The organism is Pseudomonas sp. DW-iso3, from assembly GCF_058725305.1.
Genome location: NZ_JBZXDZ010000007.1, coordinates 139,624 through 159,293 on the forward strand (window position 1 = coordinate 139,624; position 19,670 = coordinate 159,293).

The 19,670-nt window shown below is 61.5% G+C and carries 23 protein-coding genes; 9 read left to right on the forward strand and 14 right to left on the reverse strand.

The features are described from left to right. Positions 1–3: 3 nt before the first annotated feature. From rsmD to AC4PS7_RS21320, 3 genes are read right to left on the reverse strand one after another with little or no spacing between them, the layout of a single operon-like run. A complete protein-coding gene (gene rsmD / locus AC4PS7_RS21310; protein ID WP_010207259.1) occupies positions 4–612 on the reverse strand; it encodes a 16S rRNA (guanine(966)-N(2))-methyltransferase RsmD in 609 nt (202 codons plus the stop codon). Then, positions 612–2,102, reverse strand: a complete 1,491-nt coding sequence (locus AC4PS7_RS21315) for a M16 family metallopeptidase (protein ID WP_010207257.1) — start codon at positions 2,100–2,102, stop codon at positions 612–614. Before AC4PS7_RS21315 ends, rsmD begins: the two co-directional genes overlap by 1 nt. After that, positions 2,095–3,450: a M16 family metallopeptidase gene (locus AC4PS7_RS21320; protein WP_010207255.1), complete on the reverse strand. Its 1,356-nt coding sequence runs from the start codon at positions 3,448–3,450 to the stop codon at positions 2,095–2,097. The genes AC4PS7_RS21315 and AC4PS7_RS21320 overlap by 8 nt, the downstream gene beginning before the upstream one ends. A 232-nt stretch (positions 3,451–3,682) precedes the next feature. Between AC4PS7_RS21320 and ftsY the strand changes: the two genes are divergently transcribed. The 4 genes from ftsY (at position 3,683) to rpoH (ending at position 7,754) form a co-directional block, all read left to right on the forward strand. After that, positions 3,683–5,080: a signal recognition particle-docking protein FtsY gene (ftsY, locus tag AC4PS7_RS21325; protein ID WP_021492664.1), complete on the forward strand. Its 1,398-nt coding sequence runs from the start codon at positions 3,683–3,685 to the stop codon at positions 5,078–5,080. After that, positions 5,077–5,748, forward strand: coding sequence for a cell division ATP-binding protein FtsE (ftsE, locus tag AC4PS7_RS21330; RefSeq protein WP_003234627.1), 672 nt, complete (start codon positions 5,077–5,079; stop codon positions 5,746–5,748). Before ftsY ends, ftsE begins: the two co-directional genes overlap by 4 nt. After that, the gene (gene ftsX / locus AC4PS7_RS21335; RefSeq protein ID WP_010207250.1) at positions 5,745–6,770 is read left to right on the forward strand and encodes a permease-like cell division protein FtsX; all 1,026 of its coding nucleotides are present in this window, start codon (positions 5,745–5,747) and stop codon (positions 6,768–6,770) included. The genes ftsE and ftsX overlap by 4 nt, the downstream gene beginning before the upstream one ends. A 129-nt stretch (positions 6,771–6,899) precedes the next feature. Then, a complete protein-coding gene (gene rpoH / locus AC4PS7_RS21340) occupies positions 6,900–7,754 on the forward strand; it encodes an RNA polymerase sigma factor RpoH (RefSeq protein WP_003176698.1) in 855 nt (284 codons plus the stop codon). A 108-nt stretch (positions 7,755–7,862) separates the two neighbouring features. Here rpoH and mtgA read toward each other — a convergent pair whose 3' ends face one another. Then, a complete protein-coding gene (gene mtgA / locus AC4PS7_RS21345) occupies positions 7,863–8,585 on the reverse strand; it encodes a monofunctional biosynthetic peptidoglycan transglycosylase (RefSeq protein ID WP_010207249.1) in 723 nt (240 codons plus the stop codon). 74 nt (positions 8,586–8,659) lie between these two features. On the opposite strand from mtgA, the gene AC4PS7_RS21350 reads away from it, so the two are divergent. From AC4PS7_RS21350 to trmB, 4 genes are all read left to right on the forward strand, one after another. Continuing rightward, entirely contained in the window at positions 8,660–9,037 is a 378-nt protein-coding gene (locus AC4PS7_RS21350) for a DUF423 domain-containing protein (protein ID WP_010207248.1), read from the forward strand. 71 nt (positions 9,038–9,108) lie between these two features. Continuing rightward, complete coding sequence (thiS, locus tag AC4PS7_RS21355) at positions 9,109–9,309, forward strand: sulfur carrier protein ThiS (protein ID WP_010207247.1); 201 nt, start codon at positions 9,109–9,111, stop codon at positions 9,307–9,309. Between the two features lie 52 nt (positions 9,310–9,361). Beyond that, positions 9,362–10,156: a thiazole synthase gene (locus AC4PS7_RS21360; RefSeq protein ID WP_021492666.1), complete on the forward strand. Its 795-nt coding sequence runs from the start codon at positions 9,362–9,364 to the stop codon at positions 10,154–10,156. Positions 10,157–10,165: 9 nt separating this feature from the next. After that, on the forward strand, positions 10,166–10,891 hold the full coding sequence (trmB, locus tag AC4PS7_RS21365; protein ID WP_010207243.1) for a tRNA (guanosine(46)-N7)-methyltransferase TrmB: 726 nt from the start codon (positions 10,166–10,168) through the stop codon (positions 10,889–10,891). Between the two features lie 144 nt (positions 10,892–11,035). On the opposite strand, the gene AC4PS7_RS21370 is transcribed toward trmB, so the two are convergent. The 9 genes from AC4PS7_RS21370 to AC4PS7_RS21410 form a co-directional block, all read right to left on the reverse strand. Further along, complete coding sequence (locus tag AC4PS7_RS21370) at positions 11,036–11,359, reverse strand: DUF3392 domain-containing protein (RefSeq protein ID WP_010207241.1); 324 nt, start codon at positions 11,357–11,359, stop codon at positions 11,036–11,038. Between the two features lie 19 nt (positions 11,360–11,378). Beyond that, entirely contained in the window at positions 11,379–12,581 is a 1,203-nt protein-coding gene (gene hemW / locus AC4PS7_RS21375; RefSeq protein ID WP_044288019.1) for a radical SAM family heme chaperone HemW, read from the reverse strand. Further along, entirely contained in the window at positions 12,578–13,174 is a 597-nt protein-coding gene (rdgB, locus tag AC4PS7_RS21380) for an RdgB/HAM1 family non-canonical purine NTP pyrophosphatase (RefSeq protein WP_044288018.1), read from the reverse strand. The genes hemW and rdgB overlap by 4 nt, the downstream gene beginning before the upstream one ends. Next, positions 13,171–13,605, reverse strand: a complete 435-nt coding sequence (locus AC4PS7_RS21385; RefSeq protein WP_010207238.1) for a DUF4426 domain-containing protein — start codon at positions 13,603–13,605, stop codon at positions 13,171–13,173. Before AC4PS7_RS21385 ends, rdgB begins: the two co-directional genes overlap by 4 nt. Before the next feature lie 21 nt (positions 13,606–13,626). Further along, a complete protein-coding gene (metW, locus tag AC4PS7_RS21390) occupies positions 13,627–14,247 on the reverse strand; it encodes a methionine biosynthesis protein MetW (RefSeq protein WP_010207236.1) in 621 nt (206 codons plus the stop codon). A 7-nt stretch (positions 14,248–14,254) separates the two neighbouring features. Then, positions 14,255–15,394, reverse strand: coding sequence for a homoserine O-succinyltransferase MetX (gene metX, locus AC4PS7_RS21395; RefSeq protein ID WP_010207235.1), 1,140 nt, complete (start codon positions 15,392–15,394; stop codon positions 14,255–14,257). 207 nt (positions 15,395–15,601) lie between these two features. Further along, the gene (locus AC4PS7_RS21400; RefSeq protein WP_010207234.1) at positions 15,602–16,192 is read right to left on the reverse strand and encodes a YggT family protein; all 591 of its coding nucleotides are present in this window, start codon (positions 16,190–16,192) and stop codon (positions 15,602–15,604) included. 9 nt (positions 16,193–16,201) lie between these two features. After that, positions 16,202–17,020, reverse strand: a complete 819-nt coding sequence (proC, locus tag AC4PS7_RS21405; protein ID WP_010207233.1) for a pyrroline-5-carboxylate reductase — start codon at positions 17,018–17,020, stop codon at positions 16,202–16,204. Between the two features lie 34 nt (positions 17,021–17,054). Continuing rightward, positions 17,055–17,741 (reverse strand): YggS family pyridoxal phosphate-dependent enzyme, encoded by a 687-nt coding sequence (locus AC4PS7_RS21410; RefSeq protein ID WP_010207232.1) that lies wholly within the window; start codon positions 17,739–17,741, stop codon positions 17,055–17,057. 57 nt (positions 17,742–17,798) lie between these two features. Between AC4PS7_RS21410 and AC4PS7_RS21415 the strand changes: the two genes are divergently transcribed. Beyond that, positions 17,799–18,833 (forward strand): type IV pilus twitching motility protein PilT, encoded by a 1,035-nt coding sequence (locus AC4PS7_RS21415; RefSeq protein ID WP_045791532.1) that lies wholly within the window; start codon positions 17,799–17,801, stop codon positions 18,831–18,833. Between the two features lie 140 nt (positions 18,834–18,973). Here AC4PS7_RS21415 and AC4PS7_RS21420 read toward each other — a convergent pair whose 3' ends face one another. Continuing rightward, positions 18,974–19,612: a C40 family peptidase gene (locus tag AC4PS7_RS21420; protein ID WP_021492670.1), complete on the reverse strand. Its 639-nt coding sequence runs from the start codon at positions 19,610–19,612 to the stop codon at positions 18,974–18,976. Positions 19,613–19,670 lie beyond the last annotated feature (58 nt).

The following is a 19,670-nucleotide window of genomic DNA, read 5'->3' on the forward strand; positions in this document are numbered from 1 at the left end:
AGGTCAGGCGGCGCTGCGGTGCCACAACGCGTAGTACACCCGCCCGGATTTCTGTTCCCGGTGCAGGCGCCACGCTGCCGGCAGGCCCAGGGTAGAGGGCGCGGTCTCGCTTTCAGTGTAGATCCACGCATCCGGTGCCAGCCACTGACGTTCTTCCAGCAGTGCGCACACGGTTGGCAGCAGGTTCTGGTTGAACGGCGGGTCGAGGAACACCACGTCGTATTCGCTGGCCGGCTGGGTTTCCAGGTAGCGCAGGGCGTCGGCGGTCTGGACCTGACCGGTGGTGCAGCGCAGCGTGCCCAAGTGTTCCTTGAGGCTGGAGACCGCCACGTTGCTGGCGTCCAGCGCCTGGCCCAGGGCGGCCCCACGGGACAGTGCCTCCAGGAACAGCGCGCCGCTGCCGGCGAAGGGGTCGAGCACCTTGGCCCCGGCAATGTACGGCGCGAGCCAGTTGAACAGGGTTTCACGCACACGGTCCGGCGTCGGGCGCAGGCCCACCACGTCGGGGAAGCTCAGCTTGCGGCTGCGCCATTCGCCGCCAATGATGCGCAGCTGGCCCACACCGTTATGCACGTTGTGGACGGGTTTTTTCGGGCGAGATGAACTGGCCATTAATGCTCCGGAACCCCGAGCGGCTGCTCGGCGATTTTGTCAGTGGGGGGCGGTAGTGGCTTTTGCGCAATCGTCGGGCCGGCGGTCACGATGACCATCTTGTCGGCGCTCAAGTGTTTGTTCATTGCAGCCTTGACCTGCTCTACGGTCAGGGCCTGGGATTGTTTCATGAAATCTTCCAGATAGGTCAGCGGCAGGTTATAGAAACCCATGGCACCCAGCTGCCCGGCGATATCGGCGTTGCTCGCGGTCGACAGCGGGAAGCTGCCGGCCAGTTCGCGCTTGGCGTCATCGAGTTCCTTTTGCGTCGGGCCGGTCTTGAGGTAGTCGGCTACCACGTCCTCCACCAGGCGCAGGGTGCCGCCGCTCATTTCTGCACGGGTTTGCAGGTTGATCATGAACGGGCCACGCACCTGCATCGGCGAGAAGCCGGAGTACACACCGTAGGTCAGGCCGCGTTTCTCGCGCACTTCGCTCATCAAGCGGGTGCCGAAACCACCGCCGCCGAGGATCTGGTTGCCCAGGGACAGGGCTGCATAGTCCGGGTCGGCACGGTCGATCCCCAGTTGGGCGAACAGCAGGTGAGTCTGCTTGGAGGGGAATTCGATGCGGTTCAGACCCGGCTTGGGGTCGGTCGGCTGGGCGATTTTCGGCAACGCCGGGCCTTTAGGCAGCGAGGCGGAAATCTTGCCCGTCATGGCTTCGGCCTCGGCGCGGGTCAGGTCACCCACCACCGCGATCACTGCGTTGCCGGCCGCATAGGCCTTGGCGTGAAACGCCTGCAACTGTGCCAGGGTGATCTTCGGAACGCTCTGCGGCGTACCTTCGCTCGGGTGCGCGTAAGGGTGGTCGCCGTACAGCCGCTTGAACAACTCAAGGCTCGCCAGCTTGCCGGGGTTCTGTTTCTGGTACTCGAAGCCGGCGAGGATCTGATTCTTGATCCGCGCCAGAGAGTCGGCCGGGAAGGTCGGCTTGCCGATTACCTGGTCAAACAGGGTAAGGGCTGCGTCACGTTTGTCGCTGGCGCTGAGGCTGCGCAGGGACACCAGCGCCATGTCGCGATAAGCGCCATTGCCAAAATCTGCGCCCAGGCCTTCGAAGTCACGGGCGATCTGGCTTACATCCTTGCCCGGCACGCCTTCGTTGAGCATGGCGTTGGTCATCAGCGCCAGGCCTGGCACGTTGCCGTCCTGGCTGCTGCCGGCGGCGAACAGGATGCGCACGTCGAACATCGGCAGTTCATGGGCTTCCACGAACAGCACCTTGGCGCCTTCGGCGGTGGTCCAGGTTTGCACGTCGAGCTTGCGGTTGGTCGGTGCCTTGTCGTCCAGTTCCGCCAGCGATTGCAGCGTGTTGCTCGATTGGGCTTTTTCCAGCGCGGGGCTGGCGACGGAGTCGCTCGGACGCAGGAAATACACGGCACTGGCGGCGATCAGGGTGACAACGATCAGGCCGGGGAAGATCAGGCGGCTGCTTTTGCGATCACTCATGAGCGGTCTCCAGAGGCAAGACATGGGCGACGCTGAGACGTTCGCGGATGAAATAGGTACGCGCGGCTTTCTGGATGTCTTCCGGGGTCACGCTTTGCAGGTCGGCAAGCTCCGTGTCCATCAGCTTCCAGGACAGGCCGACGGTCTCCAGGGAGCCAATGGCCGTAGCCTGGCTGGTAATGGAGTCACGTTGGTAGACCAGGCCGGCAATGACCTGGGCGCGGATACGTTCCAGTTCTTCGGCGGTCGGAGGCTTGGCCTTCAGTTCTTCCAGAAGGCGCCACAGGCCGGCTTCAGCTTGGGCGACGGTCTTTTTCTTCTGCTGATTGGGGGTGGCGGTCAACATGAACAGGGTGTCGCCACGGGTGTAGGCGTCGTAGTTGGTGGAGGCCGCGGAGACCAGCTCTTCACCGCGCTCCAACTGTTCGGAGATCCGTGCGCTGTAGCCGCCGTCCAGCAAGGCCGAGATCAGGCGCAGGGCCTGTACCGAGCGTTTGTCTTCGGCGGTGGCCAGGCCTGGCACGTTGAAGCCCAGGATCACGCTGGGCAGTTGGGTCTGCACCTTCATGGTCAGCAGGCGCTCGCCAGGCTCGGCCAATTCCATCGGGATCTTGGCCGGTGGCACGTCACGCTTGGGGATCGGGCCGAAGTAGCGCTGGGCCAGGTTCTTCACCTCGTCTGGGGTGACGTCGCCGACCACCACCAACGTGGCATTGTTCGGCACGTACCAGGATTGGTACCAGTGGCGCAGTTCTTCGACCTTCATGCGGTCCAGGTCGGCCATCCAGCCGATGGTCGGCGTGTGGTAGCCGCTGGCCGGGAATGCCATGGCCTTGAAGCGCTCGTAGGCTTTGGACATCGGGTTATCGTCGGTGCGCAGGCGGCGCTCCTCCTTGATTACCTCGATTTCGCGACTGAATTCGTCGGCCGGCAGGCGCAGGCTGGCCATGCGGTCGGCTTCCAGCTCGAAGGCGACGCCCAGGCGGTCACGGGCCAGTACCTGGTAGTAGGCGGTGTAGTCGTCGCTGGTGAAGGCGTTCTCTTCGGCACCCAGGTCGCGCAGGATCAGCGAGGCTTCGCCAGGGCCGACCTTGGCGCTGCCTTTGAACATCATGTGTTCCAGGGCGTGGGACAAACCCGTCTGGCCCGGGGTTTCGTAGCTCGAACCCACCTTGTACCAGACCTGGGAAACCACCACAGGCGCGCGATGATCTTCGCGCACGACCACCTTCAGGCCGTTATCCAGGGTGAATTCATGGGTGGGTTGTGGGTCGGCAGCCAAGGCTGAAAGAGGCAGACAAACTGTGCTGAACAGCAGGCCTGCGGCGCAGCGGGCTAGAGCATTCATTCGTTTTTAAACCTGTTGGGCTGCCCGCTTGGTCTTAGCGTCGGCGGGCGAGGAGGTGCTAGGATACTGATCCGACTTAGGGACGGCCACTGCGGCTGTCCTGTTAAGGCCCCATTTTGGCCTTACAAAATGTTGCGCATGAACGAGCTGGCTAAAAAACAGTCTGTTACGCATCGAATTTTATTTACCGACGCGCCCCGTGGCGCGTCGCTACCTTGAGATAGCCGTCTCCATGTTTGGTTCCAACGACGACAAGAAGACCCCAGCTGCGGCTGGCGAGAAAAAAGGCCTGTTCGGATGGCTGCGCAAAAAGCCGCAGGAAACCGTCGACGAACAGCCACAGGTTCAAACTGAACCGGTCCCTGAGCCTATAGTAGAAGCCGAACCGGTCGCCGAAACGCCTGCGCCGGTGGTGTTGCCGATGGCTGAGCCGGTTCTGCAGCCGCTCGCCGAGGCGGAGCCTGAACCTGAGCCGGAACCCGCGCACAAGCCGTGGCCGGAACTGCCGGTAGCGGAAGAGCCCGTGGCACTGGTTGAAGATGTGCAGGCCGAGCATGTGGTTCCGCCGATTCCGCTGGTCATTGAGCCACAGCCGGTTGTCGCTGAAGCACCCGCACCCGCACCCGCACCCGTGACGGTCGAGCCAGCGATTGCGGCTCCCGTCATCGTCGAAGAACCTGCCGCTCCTGTTGAAACCAGCAAGACCGGCTTCTTCGCCCGTCTCAAGCAAGGCCTGAGCAAGACCAGCGCCAGCATCGGCGAAGGCATGGCCAGCCTGTTTCTCGGCAAAAAGGTCATTGATGACGAACTGCTGGAAGACATCGAAACCCGTCTGCTCACTGCCGACGTAGGCGTAGAAGCCACCGCCGTGATCATCCAGAGCCTCACCCAGAAGGTCGCGCGCAAGCAGCTGACCGACGCTGACGCCCTGTACAAATCCCTGCAGGCTGAGTTGGCCGCCATGCTCAAGCCGGTGGAAGCACCGCTGATGATCACCCCGAAAAAACCCTTTGTAATCCTGGTAGTCGGCGTCAATGGCGCCGGCAAGACCACCACCATTGGCAAGCTGGCCAAAAAACTGCAGTCCGAAGGCAAGAAAGTCATGCTGGCGGCGGGCGACACCTTCCGTGCCGCAGCGGTTGAACAGCTGCAGGTCTGGGGCGAGCGCAACAAGATCCCGGTGATCGCCCAGCATACTGGCGCCGATTCCGCCTCGGTGATCTTCGACGCCGTGCAAGCCGCCAAGGCCCGTAACATCGACGTGCTGATCGCCGATACCGCCGGACGCCTGCACACCAAAGACAATTTGATGGAAGAACTGAAAAAGGTCCGCCGCGTGATCGGCAAGCTGGATGCAGACGCGCCGCACGAGGTGCTGTTGGTGCTTGACGCGGGCACCGGCCAGAACGCCATCAGCCAGGCCAAACAATTCAACCAGACGGTACAACTGACCGGCCTGGCATTGACTAAGCTCGACGGCACAGCCAAGGGCGGCGTGATCTTCGCCCTGGCCAAACAGTTCGGGTTGCCGATTCGTTATATCGGTGTCGGTGAAGGCATCGACGACCTGCGCACCTTTGAAGCCGAACCCTTTGTACAGGCACTGTTTGCCGAGCGGGAGCGTTCATGATTCGATTCGAGCAGGTCGGTAAACGCTATGCCAACGGGCATGTGGGCTTGCATGAGCTGAGCTTTCGGGTGCGTCGCGGCGAGTTTCTGTTTGTAACCGGCCACTCAGGCGCCGGCAAAAGTACCTTGTTGCGCCTGCTGCTGGCCATGGAACGCCCGACCACCGGCAAGTTACTGCTGGCGGGCCAGGACTTGGCCACCATCAGCAATGCACAGATTCCGTTCCTGCGCCGCCAGATCGGCGTGGTTTTCCAGAATCACCAATTGCTGTTCGATCGCACCGTGTTCAACAACGTGGCACTGCCGTTGCAGATCCTCGGGCTGTCCAAGGCCGAGATCGTCAAACGTGTGGATTCGGCCCTGGAGCGCGTGGCGCTGTCGGACAAAACCGATCTCTACCCTGGCGACCTGTCCACCGGCCAGCAACAGCGCGTCGGCATCGCCCGCGCCATCGTCCACCGCCCGGCCCTGCTGCTGGCGGACGAACCCACCGGTAACCTCGACCCGCGCCTGGCGGCCGAGATCATGGGCGTGTTCGAAGACATCAACCGCCTGGGCACCAGCGTGCTGATCGCCAGTCACGACCTGGCGCTGATCGCGCGCATGCGCCATCGCATGCTCACCTTGCAACGCGGCCGCTTGATCGGTGACGGGGAGGCCGGCGTATGAGTGCGACACGCAGCCCTAAAGTTTCCGAGCGCGTGGCGCCGAAACCGGCCGACCCGCAACCACCGAAGAAAAAACACGATCACGACGATGACGGCCCGGACTTCAGTACCTTGCTGCGCGCCTGGATCGAAAGCCATCGCGCCAGCCTGGTCGACAGTCTGCGCCGCCTGGGCAAGCAGCCGATCGGCAGCTTTTTCACCTGCCTGGTAATGGCGGTGGCCCTGAGCCTGCCGATGGGCCTGTCGCTGCTGCTCAATAATGTGGAGCGCCTGGGCGGTTCATGGCAGCGCGCAGCGCAGATTTCCCTGTACCTGAACATCGATGCCAGCGCCAAAGATGGCGAAGCGTTGCGCGACGACATCAAGAACATTCCAGGCGTGGCGGATGCCGAGTACATCAGCCGCGATCAGGCCCTTGAGGAGTTCCAGCAACAATCCGGCCTGGGCGAGGCGCTCAAGGAGCTGCCGCAGAACCCGCTGCCGGGTGTGGTGCTGGTAACGCCGAATGAAGTCGACAAGCCGGCGCTGGAAGCCCTGCGACAAAAACTCGCAGAGATGCCCAAGGTGCAACAGGCGCAACTTGATCTAGTCTGGGTAGAGCGCCTGGCGGCCATCCTCAAGCTGGGCGACCGCTTTGTGTTCGGCCTGACGGTGCTGTTGGTGTCTGCATTACTTTTGGTGATAGGTAATACCATTCGTCTTCATATTGAAAACCGTCGCACCGAGATAGAAGTGATTAAACTGGTCGGCGGCACGGACAGCTATGTGCGTCGTCCTTTTCTGTACATGGGCGCGCTTTATGGCTTCGGCGCCGGGATTTTGTCCTGGTGCGTGCTGGCATTTGGCCTGGACTGGCTGAACGACGCGGTTGTCGGGCTTGCCGGACTCTACGGCAGTGATTTCGCACTGGCCGGTGTGCCGGTAGCCGATGGTCTGAGTCTCTTGCTTGGCGCGGTATTGTTGGGGTATATCGGTGCGTGGATTGCGGTCGCTCGTCATTTACGCGAGTTGGCACCGAAGTAGTTAATGTCAGATTAATGTGGTTTCGTTTGTATTGACCGTATTGGTGGTTTAGGGAACTTGTCCTACGGTTCCCGGTCAATTTTCGCAGTGCTTCACTGCACGAGTTATGTGAGTCGGAGGTTTTTTCGTATGACCACTTCTTTGCAACCTGCCTATGCCTTGGTCCCGGGTGCGAACCTGGAAGCCTACGTGCACACGGTCAACAGCATTCCATTGCTGACGCCTGAGCAGGAGCGTGAACTGGCCGAGAGTCTCTACTATGAGCAGGATTTGGGGGCGGCTCGGCAGATGGTGCTCGCCCACCTGCGTTTTGTCGTACATATCGCCCGTAGCTACAGTGGCTACGGCCTGGCCCAGGCTGACCTGATCCAGGAAGGCAACGTCGGCCTGATGAAGGCCGTGAAACGTTTCAACCCTGAAATGGGTGTGCGTCTGGTGTCGTTTGCTGTGCACTGGATCAAGGCGGAAATCCACGAGTTCATCCTGCGCAACTGGCGCATTGTGAAAGTCGCGACCACCAAGGCCCAGCGCAAGCTGTTCTTCAATCTGCGCAGCCAGAAGAAACGTCTGGCGTGGCTGAACAACGAGGAAGTCCACCGCGTGGCCGAAAGCCTCGGTGTGGAACCCCGTGAAGTGCGTGAGATGGAAAGCCGCCTGACCGGCCATGACATGGCCTTCGACCCGGCCGCCGAAGCGGACGACGACAGCGCCTTCCAATCACCGGCCAACTACCTGGAAGACCACCGGTACGACCCGGCGCGTCAACTGGAAGACGCCGACTGGAGCGACAACTCCAATCACAACCTGCACGAAGCGCTGGAAGTGCTGGACGACCGCAGCCGTGACATCCTCTACCAGCGTTGGCTGGCGGAAGAAAAAGCCACGCTGCACGACCTGGCGCAGAAGTACAACGTGTCGGCCGAGCGGATTCGTCAGCTTGAGAAAAGCGCGATGAACAAGCTGAAGTTGTCGATCGCCGCCTAAAACGCTGCGAAAAGCCAAAAAAATGCCCCGATCAAAAGATCGGGGCATTTTTGTTTGCATCTATTTACTGACCGTAACAGCTGTCGAGCCCTGGCGAGAGAGGTTGGGTCAGTCGGACCAAGGGGCCTTGCGGGCGTTATTCAACTCAGCCAGATATCCATCCCCACCCAACTGGCTCATCTGCTGCCGAATCCACGCCGCGCGCCTTGCCACATACGCCGTCGGATGACTGGCACTCCAGACCCGCGGGTTAGGCAATACGGCAGCCAGATAGCTGGCCTGCTGCCGTGAAAGACCCTTGGCGCTGACCCCAAAGTGATGCCGTGCAGCCGCTTCCGCACCAAACACCCCTTCATCCCATTCAACGCTGTTGAGGTAGACCTCAAGGATCCGTTGCTTGGGCCACAACACCTCGATCAACCCGGTAAACCAGGCTTCCAGCCCTTTGCGCAGATAACTGCGGCCGGCCCACAGGAACAGGTTCTTCGACACCTGCTGGCTCAACGTACTGGCGCCGCGGATCGAGCCACCGCGCTCGTTGTGCAGGATGGCCGCCTGGATCGCGCCGAAATCAAAACCCCAATGCTGCGGGAAACGCTGGTCTTCACCGGCCATCACCGCCACTTTGAGGTCATCGGAGATCTCATCCCACGGCACCCAGCTGCGCTGCAGGTCAATGGGCTCGCCGTCGAACCAGGATTCGACCTTGCGCTCTACCATCAGCGCGGTGAAGGGCGGCGGGACGACACGAAACAGCAGCACCAGCAGCACACTGCCGATGGCAAACCATTTCACGACGTTGAGAAAGCGTTTGAAAAGGAGACGCAGCATAGAGATGGCTTGGCCGAACCCGTTGAGCGGGCCATTATACAGACCCGGCCCTTTGAGTCTGACTGGAGTTCCTCATGTTGCGTGGCTTTCTGATGTTGGCTGCCTTTTTCGGCTTCACGGGTGTCGCTCTCGGCGCGTTCGCCGCCCATGGCCTGAAAAACCGCCTGAGCGCCGAGTACCTGGCGATCTTCCACACCGGCGTGACCTACCAGTTGGTGCACACCCTGGCATTGTTCGGCGTGGCGTTGCTGGCGGCACATATTCCTGGCCGATTGGTCAGCTGGGCAGGCATCTCGTTTACCCTTGGCATCCTGCTGTTCTCCGGCAGCCTGTACGTGCTGACCCTGACCGGAATCAGCAAACTCGGGATCATCACCCCGTTTGGCGGGCTGGCCTTCCTGCTGGGCTGGTTTTTCCTCGGTTTGGCAGCGTGGCGTCTACAGGCCGCCTGACCAAGGGGCTTGGGCCAGCAACCCCAATCGGGCTAGAATGCGGGCCCCTTAAAACGATGGCGGCCCGTGGCATGCGCATTCAGTTGAACGGCGAATCCTTTGAACTGCCCGACGGCGAAACCGTTGCGGCCCTGCTGACCCGCCTGGACCTGACCGGGCGTCGCGTCGCAGTGGAACTCAACCTGGATATCGTCCCGCGTAGCCTGCACGCCGACACTGCGCTCACCGAGGGTGACCAGGTCGAAGTGGTCCACGCCATCGGCGGCGGCTAATCGCGCAGCTTCCTGAATTCTGCAGAACCTCACCCCATTTCGAGGATTTCCCATGAGCATCGTTCGTAGCGACAAGCCTTTCGTCCTGGCCGGTCGTACCTACCAGTCCCGTCTGCTGGTCGGCACCGGCAAGTACCGCGACATGGAAGAAACCCGCCTGGCCATCGAAGCCTCGGGCGCCGAGATCGTGACCTTCGCCGTGCGCCGCACCAACCTCGGCCAGATCGAAGGCGAGCCAAACCTGCTCGAAGTGCTGTCGCCGGATCGCTACACCTTTCTGCCGAACACCGCCGGTTGCTACGACGCCATCGAAGCCGTGCGCACCTGCCGCCTGGCCCGTGAGCTGCTCGACGGCCACAACCTGGTGAAGCTGGAAGTGCTGGCCGACCAGAAAACCCTGTTCCCCAACGTCATCGAAACCCTCAAGGCCGCTGAAACCCTGGTCAAGGAAGGTTTCGACGTGATGGTCTACACCAGCGATGACCCCATCATCGCGCGCCAGCTGGCGGAAATCGGCTGCATTGCCGTGATGCCGCTGGCCGGTCTGATCGGCTCGGGCCTGGGTATCTGCAATCCCTACAACCTGCAGATCATCCTCGAAGAAGCCAAGATCCCGGTGCTGGTGGATGCGGGCGTGGGCACGGCCTCCGACGCAACCATCGCCATGGAACTGGGCTGCGACGCGGTGCTGATGAACTCCGCCATCGCCCATGCCCAGCAACCGGTCATGATGGCCGAAGCCATGAATCACGCCATCGTCGCGGGCCGCCTGGCCTACCTCGCCGGTCGCATGCCGAAAAAACTCTACGCCAGCGCCTCCTCGCCGCTGGATGGTCTGATCAAGTAAGAGCCATTGATGACTGAATCAAACGAAACGCCGAACACCCTGGAAACCGGTGACGAGTCCAAGCACCGCCGTATCAAGAGTTTTGTGATGCGTGCTGGTCGCATGACCGAAGGCCAGCAAAAAGGCCTGGAGCAAGGTGCGCCGCTGTACGTGTTGCCCCTGGCCGACGCGCCGGTGGACTACGATCAGGTGTTCGGCCGTTCGGCCCCGCGTTCCCTGGAAATCGGCTTCGGCATGGGCCACTCCCTGCTGGAAATGGCCGCCGCTGCGCCGGACCAGGACTTCATCGGTGTGGAAGTGCACCGCCCAGGTGTTGGCGCGCTGCTCAACGGCGTGCTGACCCAAGGCCTGACTAACTTGCGCGTCTACGACTGCGACGCGATCGAAGTGCTCAACCGCTGCATCGCCGACAACAGCCTCGACCGCCTGATGCTGTTCTTCCCCGACCCATGGCACAAAGCCCGTCACCACAAGCGCCGTATCGTCCAGGCTTCCTTCGCGGAGCTGGTACGCAGCAAGCTCAAGGTCGGCGGCATTCTGCACATGGCCACCGACTGGGAACCCTACGCGGAATACATGCTGGAAGTGATGAACGTCGCCCCTGGCTACCGCAACATCGCCGAAGACGGCAAATGCGTGCCACGCCCGGCTGAGCGCCCGATCACCAAGTTCGAACGCCGCGGCGAGCGGTTGGGGCATGGGGTGTGGGATCTGAAATTCGAAAAGGTTGACTGACAGGCCACTCGCTTGGAATGCAGTCAACAATGTGGGAGCGGGCTTGCTCGCGAATGCGGTGTGTCAGTCACTGAAAATGTCGACTGATCCACCGTATTCGCGAGCAAGCCCGCTCTCACATTTGCTTCTGTGTTGTAGCGGAGGTCAGCGGCGGTCAGCGACTACGCCAATCAACACCAGCACCACCACCAACACCGGCGCCAGGCTGTAGTTATTGAACTGGCTCAACCCCCGCACAATCCACGGCGTGGCGTAGATCAGCGCCGCGCCGCTGCCGATCATGCACAGCAACGCCATTAACGGGACGCGCAATGCGCCTGCGACGCTGCCCAAACGCGCTTCCACCCAACCCTTGATATCGGCGCCAAACAGCACCAGCAGGCAGCCCACAAGGGCCAGGGAGATTTCCGACAGGTTGCTACGGCTCCAGCGGGATACGGTGGCGAGCAGGTCGAGTACCAAATCCATTCGATTTCCTTAAGAGCGATCAGCTCAAAAACTTCTGCAACAGGTCATTGAGAAAGAGTTGCCCACGGTCGGTCGCCGCCAGGCGTGACGGTTCGACCTGCATTAAGCCACTTTGTTCTGCCTCGCGACGGCCTTCATCCAGGCTGGCCAGCTCCAGGCCGGTACGCTCGGCGTAGAGCTTGGCCTCGACGCCGTCGGTGAGGCGCAAGGCGTTCATCAGGAATTCGAACGGCAGTTCTTCGTTGGTCAGTTCTTTCGCGCCGGCCTGGAAGCTTTTGGCCGGGTTGAGGTAGTCCTTCGGTGCTCGGGTCTTCCAGGTGCGCACGATGCGCCCGTCGGGGTGGCTAAGCTTGCCGTGGGCACCGGCGCCGATGCCGATAAAGTCGCCGAAGCTCCAGTAATTCAGGTTGTGCCGCGCCGGGCGACCCGGTTGTGCGTAGGCCGACACTTCATATTGCGCGTAACCGTGTTCGGCGAGCAGCGCCTGGCCGGCCTCCTGGATGTCCCACAAGGTGTCGTCTTCCGGCAGCGCAGGCGGCTGGTTCCAGAATACGGTGTTGGGCTCCAGGGTCAGTTGATACCAGGACAGGTGCGTCGGCCTCAGCGCGATGGCCTGGCGCAGGTCGCTCAGGGCGTCGTCCAGGGACTGATCGGGCAAACCGTGCATCAGGTCCAGGTTGAAGTTGTCGAATCCGGCCTGACGCGCCATGCCGGCGGCGCGCACGGCTTCGTCGCCATTGTGGATGCGGCCGAGGGCCTGGAGTTTTTCCTGCTGGAAGCTCTGGATGCCAATGGACAGGCGGTTGATCCCCAGCGTGCGATAGGCCACGAACTTCTCTTGCTCGAACGTCCCTGGGTTGGCTTCCAGGGTGATTTCGATATCACTGGCAAACGGGATACGCGCTTGCACACCCTTGAGCAGGCGGCCCAATGCGGCGGCGCTGAACAGGCTTGGCGTACCGCCGCCAAAGAAGATCGAACTCAGCTCGCGACCGTACACGGCGTGCAGGTCCTGATCGAGGTCGGCCAGCAGTGCGTCCACATACTCTTCTTCCGGCAGCACTTTACTGGCGGTGTGGGAGTTGAAGTCGCAATAAGGGCATTTGCGCACGCACCACGGAATGTGGATATACAGCGACAGGGGCGGCAGTACCGGCAAGGCCGCCCGAGGTGTTTGCGCGCCGCCGTGGATCAGCGGCTGCGCAGAGGTGTTCTGGGTCATTTCAGGCTCAAGCGTTGGCGCAGCAAATCCATTGCGCGAGCACGGTGGCTGATCTGGTTCTTGTCGACCGGGCTCAGTTCGGCGCTGGAGACATTGCGCTCCGGCACCCAGAACAGCGGGTCATAGCCAAAACCCTGTTCGCCGCTGGCCGCATGCAGGATGCGCCCGTGCCACAGGCCTTCGCACAGGATAGGCAGCGGGTCATCGGCGTGGCGCACCAAAGCCAGCACACAGACGAACTGCGCGCCACGCTCGGCGTCCGGCACGTCCTTGAGCGCATCCAGCAGTTTGGCGTTGTTGGCGGCGTCGCCCTTGCCGTCGGCATAACGCGCCGAGTAGATGCCAGGGGCGCCGCCGAGGAAGTCCACCGCCAGGCCCGAGTCATCCGCCAGCGCCGGCAGGCCGGAAATGCGTGCAGCGTTGCGTGCCTTGAGGATGGCGTTCTCGACGAAGGACAAGCCGGTCTCTTCCGGCTCCACCTGGCTGAATTCGCCAATGGAGCGCAGTTGCACGGCGTCGCCGAGCATCGCCTGCAGCTCTTTGAGTTTGCCGGCGTTATGGCTGGCCAGTACGAGTTGAGTAAGGTTCATCATTCGGCCGGGAACAGTTCTTGGTTGAATTGGAAGCTATGGGCTTTGCCGCCGGTTTCAACGTTGATGGTAAACGTCTTGTATTCCCGCTGGGTCACGGAGTAGGGCGCGAGATAGTTGACGCCGCCTTTTTCGTTGATTTGCTTGAAGGTAAGGATCTCGCTCTTGCCGCCCAGGTCCTTGATGGTGCCTGTGACCTGCGCGGCCACCGGGGTCACGCCCTTGATCACGGTCACGTTGATCAGGCCCTTTTCCTTGCTGCGTACCACGCCCACAGCCTGGGCGGTTTCCGGTTGCAGGAAGCTGGAGGTGAAGGTGTTGTAGTGCACGGTGATATCACCGAAGTCTTTCTTGCGGTTAGCGTCTATAGCGTCCGCGGCCATGGCGCTGGCGCCCAGGCAGGCGGTCAATAGAAAAATAGCCAAACGACTCATGAGCGTCCCTCTTGAAGATGATTAGACGGCAATCTTGTGGTCGGTCAGGCCAGGACTGCTGACCCGGTAAATACCAATTTCGCCCAACAAGTTGGGCCATAGCTTACTCGCCCAGCCGTGGCGGTGCTGTTGATCGACGGCAAGGCGGTTGATCACCTTGGCTTCACGCTCGCCACACAAGGCTTCGAAGTCTTCGAAGGTGCAGAAGTGGATGTTCGGCGTGTTGTACCAGGTGTAGGGCAGGAAATCCGACACCGGCATGCGGCCCTTGGTGGCCAGGTACCAGCGGCAGCGCCAGTGGCCGAAGTTGGGGAAGGTGATGATGCACTGGCGGCCGACGCGCAGCATTTCGTCGAGGATCCGGTCCGGATAGTGCACCGCCTGCAGGGCCTGGGTCATCACCACGATGTCGAAGCTGTTGCTGGCAAAGTTGCCGAGGCCCTTGTCCAGGTCCTGCTCGATTACGTTGATGCCCTTGGCCACACACTGGGCGATGTTGTCCGGGTCGTTTTCCAGGCCGTAGCCGGTGACTTGCTTGTTGTCGCGCAGCCAGCTCAGCAGTTCGCCATCGCCGCAGCCCAGGTCGAGCACGCGGCTGCCGGCGGGGATCCATTCTTGGATGATTTCCAGGTCGGCTCTCATGGCGTTCTCACACAGTAATCCGGTTCATGTAATTGCCGAACGCCTGCAAATAACGCGGGATCGGAATCAGGAAGGCGTCGTGGCCTTGCGGCGCATCGATTTCCAGGTAGCAGACGTCCTTGCGCGCGGCCATCAGCGCATCCACCAGCTCGCGGGAGCGGGCCGGCGAGAAGCGCCAGTCGGTGGTGAACGACATCACGCAGAACTTGGCGGTGGCGCCTTCGAACGTTTTCGCCAGGTCGTCATCAAAGTTGGCCGCCGGGTCGAAGTAGTCCAACGCCTTGGTCATCAGCAGGTAGGTGTTGGCGTCGAAACGCCCGGAGAACTCCTCGCCCTGATAACGCAGGTAGCTTTCCACTTGGAACTCGACGCTGTGGAAGTCGTAGTTGAGCTTCTCGCTCTTGAGGCCACGGCCGAATTTCTCGCCCATGGAGTCATCGGACAGGTAGGTGATATGCCCGACCATCCGCGCCAGCATCAGGCCGCGCTTGGGAATCACACCGGCTTCCTGGAACGAACCGCCGTGGAACTCCGGGTCGGTCAGGATCGCCTGGCGCGCCACTTCGTTGAAGGCGATGTTCTGCGCCGACAACTTGGGGGCCGAGGCGATGGCCAGGCAATGGCGCACGCGATCCGGGTAGGTGATGGTCCATTGCAGCGCCTGCATGCCGCCCAGGCTGCCACCGATCACGGCGGCCCACTGGTTGATGCCGAGCAGGTCGGCGAGGCGGGCCTGGCTGTGCACCCAGTCTTCCACGGTCAGTACCGGGAAATCGGCGCCGAACGGCTTGCCGGTTTCCGGATTGATACTGCTAGGGCCGGTGGAACCGTTGCAGCCGCCGAGGTTGTTCAGGCTGACCACGAAGAACTTGTTGGTGTCGATGGGCTTGCCGGGGCCGATGCAACTGTCCCACCAGCCGGGCTTGCGCTCGTCGACCGAATGGAAACCGGCGGCGTGATGATGGCCGGACAAGGCGTGGCAGATCAGCACGGCGTTGCTCGCCGTGGCGTTCAGTTGGCCGTAGGTTTCATAGATCAAGTCATAGGCAGGCAGCGCACGCCCGCAGGCCAGGGCCAGCGGTTCGCTGAAGTGCGCCACTTGGGGCACGACCAGTCCAACAGAATCGGGGGGGAAGGCAGTTGGCATCGACCCTGCTCTCGTTTAAATGAGGCGTAAGTCTAAAGACCGCTGCACCCAGCGGCAAGCAAAGGCCGGCCAGGATTGAATTCAATATGCAGATACAAAATGTGGGAGCTGGCTTGCCTGTGATAGCGGCGTGCCAGTCAGCCAATCCGTTGACTGATACATCGCTATCGCAGGCAAGCCAGCTCCCACACGTTATCGCGCCGATCGTTAGATCAGCAGTCGCAGGATTTCTGGCATTCCGGTCATGGCCGCCAGGTTGTTGATTACCAGCATGTCCAGCAATTTGAGCACCATGAACGCCAGGATCGGCGAAATATCCAGGCCGCCCAGGTTCGGCAGCAGGCGGCGGAATGGCGCCAGGGCCGGTTCGCAGATCTGGTTCACCAGCTCGGCGCCAGGGTTGTGGCTGCCCGGTGCGACCCAGGACAGGATCACGCTGATGATCAGGGCGAAGAAGAAGATCTTCAGGAACAGCGCGGTCACGCCGATGATGGCCCAGACCAGCAACTGGAGGAAATTACCGGTGGTGCCGTAGGTCAGCAACAGGGTCAGCGCCATCAAGGCCAGCTGTACCAGGATCGCCAGGACCAGCGACGACATGTCCAGGCCGAACAGGCTCGGGATCACCCGGCGCAGCGGCTTGAGCAGCGGCTGGGTGGCCTTCACGATGAACTGGCAGAGCGGGTTGTAGAAGTTCGCACGCACCAGTTGCAGCACGAAGCGCAACAGCACGATCAACAGGTACAGGCTGCCGAGGGTTTGCAGCACGTAGACGGCCGCGGTGTTCAAACCAATCATGTTGGCTCCTTATTTGCCCAGTTGTTCGGCGAGTTCCGCCGAGCGGTGCGCAGCGGCACCCAATGCTTTTTCCACCAGGGCTTCAAAGCCCCCGGCCTGGAACGACTCGATGGCCGCCTGTGTGGTGCCGCCAGGCGAGGTTACGCGACGGCGCAACTCGGCGGCGTCCACATCGCTGGCAACCGCCATATGCGCGGCGCCCAGGGCAGTCTGCTCGGCCAGTTGCTCGGCAACGTCCTTGGACAGGCCCAGCTTCACGCCGGCGGCGGTCATGGCCTCGATCAGCAGGAAGAAGTACGCCGGGCCGCTGCCGGACACGGCGGTGACCGCATCCAGTTGCTGCTCCTGCTCCAGCCACAGGGCGATGCCCACGGCGGACAACAACTCGTGCGCCTGGTCACGTTGTTCGGCGGTCACCTCGGCGGTGGCGTACAGCCCGCTCACGCCTTGGCTGACCAGTGCGGGGGTGTTAGGCATGCAGCGCACGATCGGCTGGGCACCGAGCCAGGTGTTCATGCTGGCGCAGGTGATACCGGCGGCGATGGACACCACCAGTTGGTGCGGCTGCAGGCTCGGACGCAGGCTCTCGCACACGGCTTTCATGGCCTGCGGCTTCACGGCCAGTACGATGACATCGACGCCCTGGATGGCCTCGGCGTTGTCGGCAAAGGTTTCAATGCCGTGCTCGGTGTTGACGCGGGCGCGGGTGTCGGCGCCTGGGTCGCTGGCGCGGATCTGCGCGGCGTCCAGGCCCTTGGCCCGCAGGCCACCGATCAGGCTGGCCGCCATGTTACCGGCGCCGATAAAGGCAATACGCGTGTTGCTCATGACAGGTCCTTACTCAGAGGGAAGTCAGCCATGTTCATGGCTGGCCGTAGTCGCGGGCGCCAAACAGGGCGGTACCGATCCGCACCCAGGTGGCGCCTTGGGCGATGGCCGACTCAAGGTCGTGGCTCATGCCCATGGAAAGTGTGTCCAGCGGCAGGTTCAGGCTGTTTTGCAGGTCGCGTACCGCGGCGAACGCTGCGTCTTGCGCGGTCCGATCTTCAGTCGGCTCAGGAATCGCCATCAAGCCACGCAGCTTCAGGCGCGGCAGGGCACTGATTGCATGGGCCAGGGCCGGCAGGTCGGCGGGCGTACAGCCGGACTTGCTGGCTTCGCCGCTGACATTGACCTGGATGCAGATATTCAGCGGTGGCAGGTCGGCCGGGCGTTGTTCGGACAAACGTTGAGCGATTTTCAGGCGATCCACGGAATGCACCCAAGCGAAGTTCTCGGCGATAGCGCGCGTCTTGTTCGATTGAATGGGGCCGATGAAGTGCCAACTCAAGGGCAGGTCAGTTAATTCGACCTGTTTGCCCAGCGCTTCCTGCAGGTAGTTCTCGCCAAAGTCGTGCATCCCGGCGGCATAGGCTTCGCGCACGGCTTGCGCGGGTTTGGTCTTGCTCACGGCCAGCAGGTGGATGCTGCTTGCGTCACGTTGCACGGCGTCGGCTGCGGCGCGGATGCGCTGGCCAACTTGGCCGATGTTGTCTGCTATCGTCGACATTCAAGATGCGCCCGTGGATATGGAGTCCGCGGCATTCTACTGGAAATGGAAAGCCCTATGGATATCACTGAACTACTCACGGCCAGCGTGCGCCGTGGCGCCTCCGACCTGCATTTGTCCGCCGGCCTGGCGCCGATGCTGCGGGTTGATGGCGAGGTCTGGCCGCTGGAGGGGCCGGTGCTTTCACCTACGCAAGTAGCGGACTTATTGAGCCCTTTGCTCAATCAGCATCAACAAAAGGATTTCGAAACATCTCTTGAAACGGATTTTGCGTTCGAGTTGCCCGACGTGGCGCGTTTCCGGGCCAATGTGTTCCGGCAGGATCGCGGGCTGAGCGCGGTGTTTCGTACCATACCGTCCGAAGTCCGGAGCTTGGAAAGCCTTGGTCTCGGTGAAGTATTCCAGCGTATCGCCCAACTGCCCCGGGGCCTCGTGTTGGTCACCGGCCCGACCGGTTCAGGCAAGTCCACCACCCTGGCGGCGATGATTGATTTTCTCAATCAGCATCGGCGCCATCACATCCTCACCCTTGAAGACCCCATCGAATTTATCCACACGCCGAAAATGGCGTTGATCAACCAACGCCAGGTGCATCGCGACACCCATGGCTTTTCGGTTGCCCTGCGCTCGGCCCTGAGGGAAGACCCGGACGTGATCCTGGTGGGCGAACTGCGTGACTTGGAGACCATCCGCCTGGCGCTGACGGCGGCCGAGACCGGGCACCTGGTATTTGGCACCCTGCACACCAGTTCGGCCGCAAAGACCGTAGACCGGCTGGTGGATGTGTTCCCGGCCGGGGAAAAGGCCATGGTCCGCTCGATGTTGTCGGAGTCGTTGCAAGCGGTGGTGTCCCAGGTGCTGGTGAAGAAGATCGGCGGCGGGCGGGTGGCGGCTCACGAGATCATGCTGGGCACGCCGGCCATTCGGAATTTGATCCGCGAGGACAAGGTGGCGCAGATGGTCTCAGCGATCCAGACGGGTGGGGCGTTGGGGATGAAGACGTTGGATATGAGCTTGAAGGTGCTGGTCGGGGAGGGGCTGGTCAGCCGGGAAGACGCGCGGGAGAAGGCGAGGGTACCGACAGACATATGAGGTCTTTAGAGCGATGTAAATCAAATGTGGGAGCGGGCTTGCTCGCGAAAGCGTTAGATCAGTCGATTAGTCTGTTGACTGACACTCCGCTTTCGCGAGCAAGCCCGCTCCCACATTGGGTACTGCATTTCAGCCTGAAATCAGCGCTGAACGATCCGCAGGTTATTCTGCTCTTTCGGCAGCACCCGCTTGGCAATCACGTAGTTCTTGTTCCAGAACGGCTTCTTCAGCGTGTCGATGCTGACCGATTTGCCACGGCGCGGTGCGTGGATGAAGCGATCATTGCCCAGGTAAATGGCAACGTGGTTCACCTGGCGGCTCTTGAGTTTGAAGAACAGCAGGTCACCTGGTTTCAAGTCCTTGCGATCAACCTTCTGCCCGTGGCCAGCGGCCATGGCATTGGAAGTACGCGGCAGGTCCACGGCGGCTACGTCGTTGAACGCGTATTTTACCAAGCCGCTGCAGTCGAACCCTTTACTTGGGCTGCTGCCGCCCCAACGATAAGGAGTACCGAGCACGTTGACGGCGCGGCTGAGGACGGTGCTGCTCTGCTTGGTGTTGACGCCGACCAGGCCTGGAACTGCTTTGCCGTTGTGGGCCTTGCTCACTTGAGTCGGGCGGTTGACGGTCAGCTTTACCGATTTGGCGGTGCTTGGCGTGCTGTGGACTTTAGGGGTGAAACCGTTAACGTTAGGAAGTCGTTGCTCACGATTGGTGGCGTGGGCGGCCAGTGGCATTAATAGGCAAATGGTTAGCCATGTCTTGAAAAATGGTCGCATTAGGCGTGGCTCTTATGGGTTTGCGCGCAACTTTATAACAGCTTTTTGTGTCGTTCTC

What these genes read in the sequence shown, in the direction of transcription:
- mtgA (WP_010207249.1), bottom strand. Translation starts at nt 8,585, where the DNA reads ATGCTGCGTCTCCTTTTCAAACGCTTTCTCAACGTCGTGAAATGGTTT.
- ftsE (WP_003234627.1), top strand. Translation starts at nt 5,077, where the DNA reads ATGATTCGATTCGAGCAGGTCGGTAAACGCTATGCCAACGGGCATGTG.
- rsmD (WP_010207259.1), bottom strand. Translation starts at nt 612, where the DNA reads ATGGCCAGTTCATCTCGCCCGAAAAAACCCGTCCACAACGTGCATAAC.
- ftsY (WP_021492664.1), top strand. Translation starts at nt 3,683, where the DNA reads ATGTTTGGTTCCAACGACGACAAGAAGACCCCAGCTGCGGCTGGCGAG.
- ftsX (WP_010207250.1), top strand. Translation starts at nt 5,745, where the DNA reads ATGAGTGCGACACGCAGCCCTAAAGTTTCCGAGCGCGTGGCGCCGAAA.
- AC4PS7_RS21410 (WP_010207232.1), bottom strand. Translation starts at nt 17,741, where the DNA reads ATGTCGACGATAGCAGACAACATCGGCCAAGTTGGCCAGCGCATCCGC.
- AC4PS7_RS21370 (WP_010207241.1), bottom strand. Translation starts at nt 11,359, where the DNA reads ATGGATTTGGTACTCGACCTGCTCGCCACCGTATCCCGCTGGAGCCGT.
- AC4PS7_RS21350 (WP_010207248.1), top strand. Translation starts at nt 8,660, where the DNA reads ATGTTGCGTGGCTTTCTGATGTTGGCTGCCTTTTTCGGCTTCACGGGT.
- proC (WP_010207233.1), bottom strand. Translation starts at nt 17,020, where the DNA reads ATGAGCAACACGCGTATTGCCTTTATCGGCGCCGGTAACATGGCGGCC.
- hemW (WP_044288019.1), bottom strand. Translation starts at nt 12,581, where the DNA reads ATGACCCAGAACACCTCTGCGCAGCCGCTGATCCACGGCGGCGCGCAA.
- AC4PS7_RS21400 (WP_010207234.1), bottom strand. Translation starts at nt 16,192, where the DNA reads ATGATTGGTTTGAACACCGCGGCCGTCTACGTGCTGCAAACCCTCGGC.
- AC4PS7_RS21320 (WP_010207255.1), bottom strand. Translation starts at nt 3,450, where the DNA reads ATGAATGCTCTAGCCCGCTGCGCCGCAGGCCTGCTGTTCAGCACAGTT.
- metW (WP_010207236.1), bottom strand. Translation starts at nt 14,247, where the DNA reads ATGAGAGCCGACCTGGAAATCATCCAAGAATGGATCCCCGCCGGCAGC.
- rpoH (WP_003176698.1), top strand. Translation starts at nt 6,900, where the DNA reads ATGACCACTTCTTTGCAACCTGCCTATGCCTTGGTCCCGGGTGCGAAC.
- metX (WP_010207235.1), bottom strand. Translation starts at nt 15,394, where the DNA reads ATGCCAACTGCCTTCCCCCCCGATTCTGTTGGACTGGTCGTGCCCCAA.
- AC4PS7_RS21420 (WP_021492670.1), bottom strand. Translation starts at nt 19,612, where the DNA reads ATGCGACCATTTTTCAAGACATGGCTAACCATTTGCCTATTAATGCCA.
- rdgB (WP_044288018.1), bottom strand. Translation starts at nt 13,174, where the DNA reads ATGATGAACCTTACTCAACTCGTACTGGCCAGCCATAACGCCGGCAAA.
- AC4PS7_RS21385 (WP_010207238.1), bottom strand. Translation starts at nt 13,605, where the DNA reads ATGAGTCGTTTGGCTATTTTTCTATTGACCGCCTGCCTGGGCGCCAGC.
- thiS (WP_010207247.1), top strand. Translation starts at nt 9,109, where the DNA reads ATGCGCATTCAGTTGAACGGCGAATCCTTTGAACTGCCCGACGGCGAA.
- trmB (WP_010207243.1), top strand. Translation starts at nt 10,166, where the DNA reads ATGACTGAATCAAACGAAACGCCGAACACCCTGGAAACCGGTGACGAG.
- AC4PS7_RS21315 (WP_010207257.1), bottom strand. Translation starts at nt 2,102, where the DNA reads ATGAGTGATCGCAAAAGCAGCCGCCTGATCTTCCCCGGCCTGATCGTT.
- AC4PS7_RS21415 (WP_045791532.1), top strand. Translation starts at nt 17,799, where the DNA reads ATGGATATCACTGAACTACTCACGGCCAGCGTGCGCCGTGGCGCCTCC.
- AC4PS7_RS21360 (WP_021492666.1), top strand. Translation starts at nt 9,362, where the DNA reads ATGAGCATCGTTCGTAGCGACAAGCCTTTCGTCCTGGCCGGTCGTACC.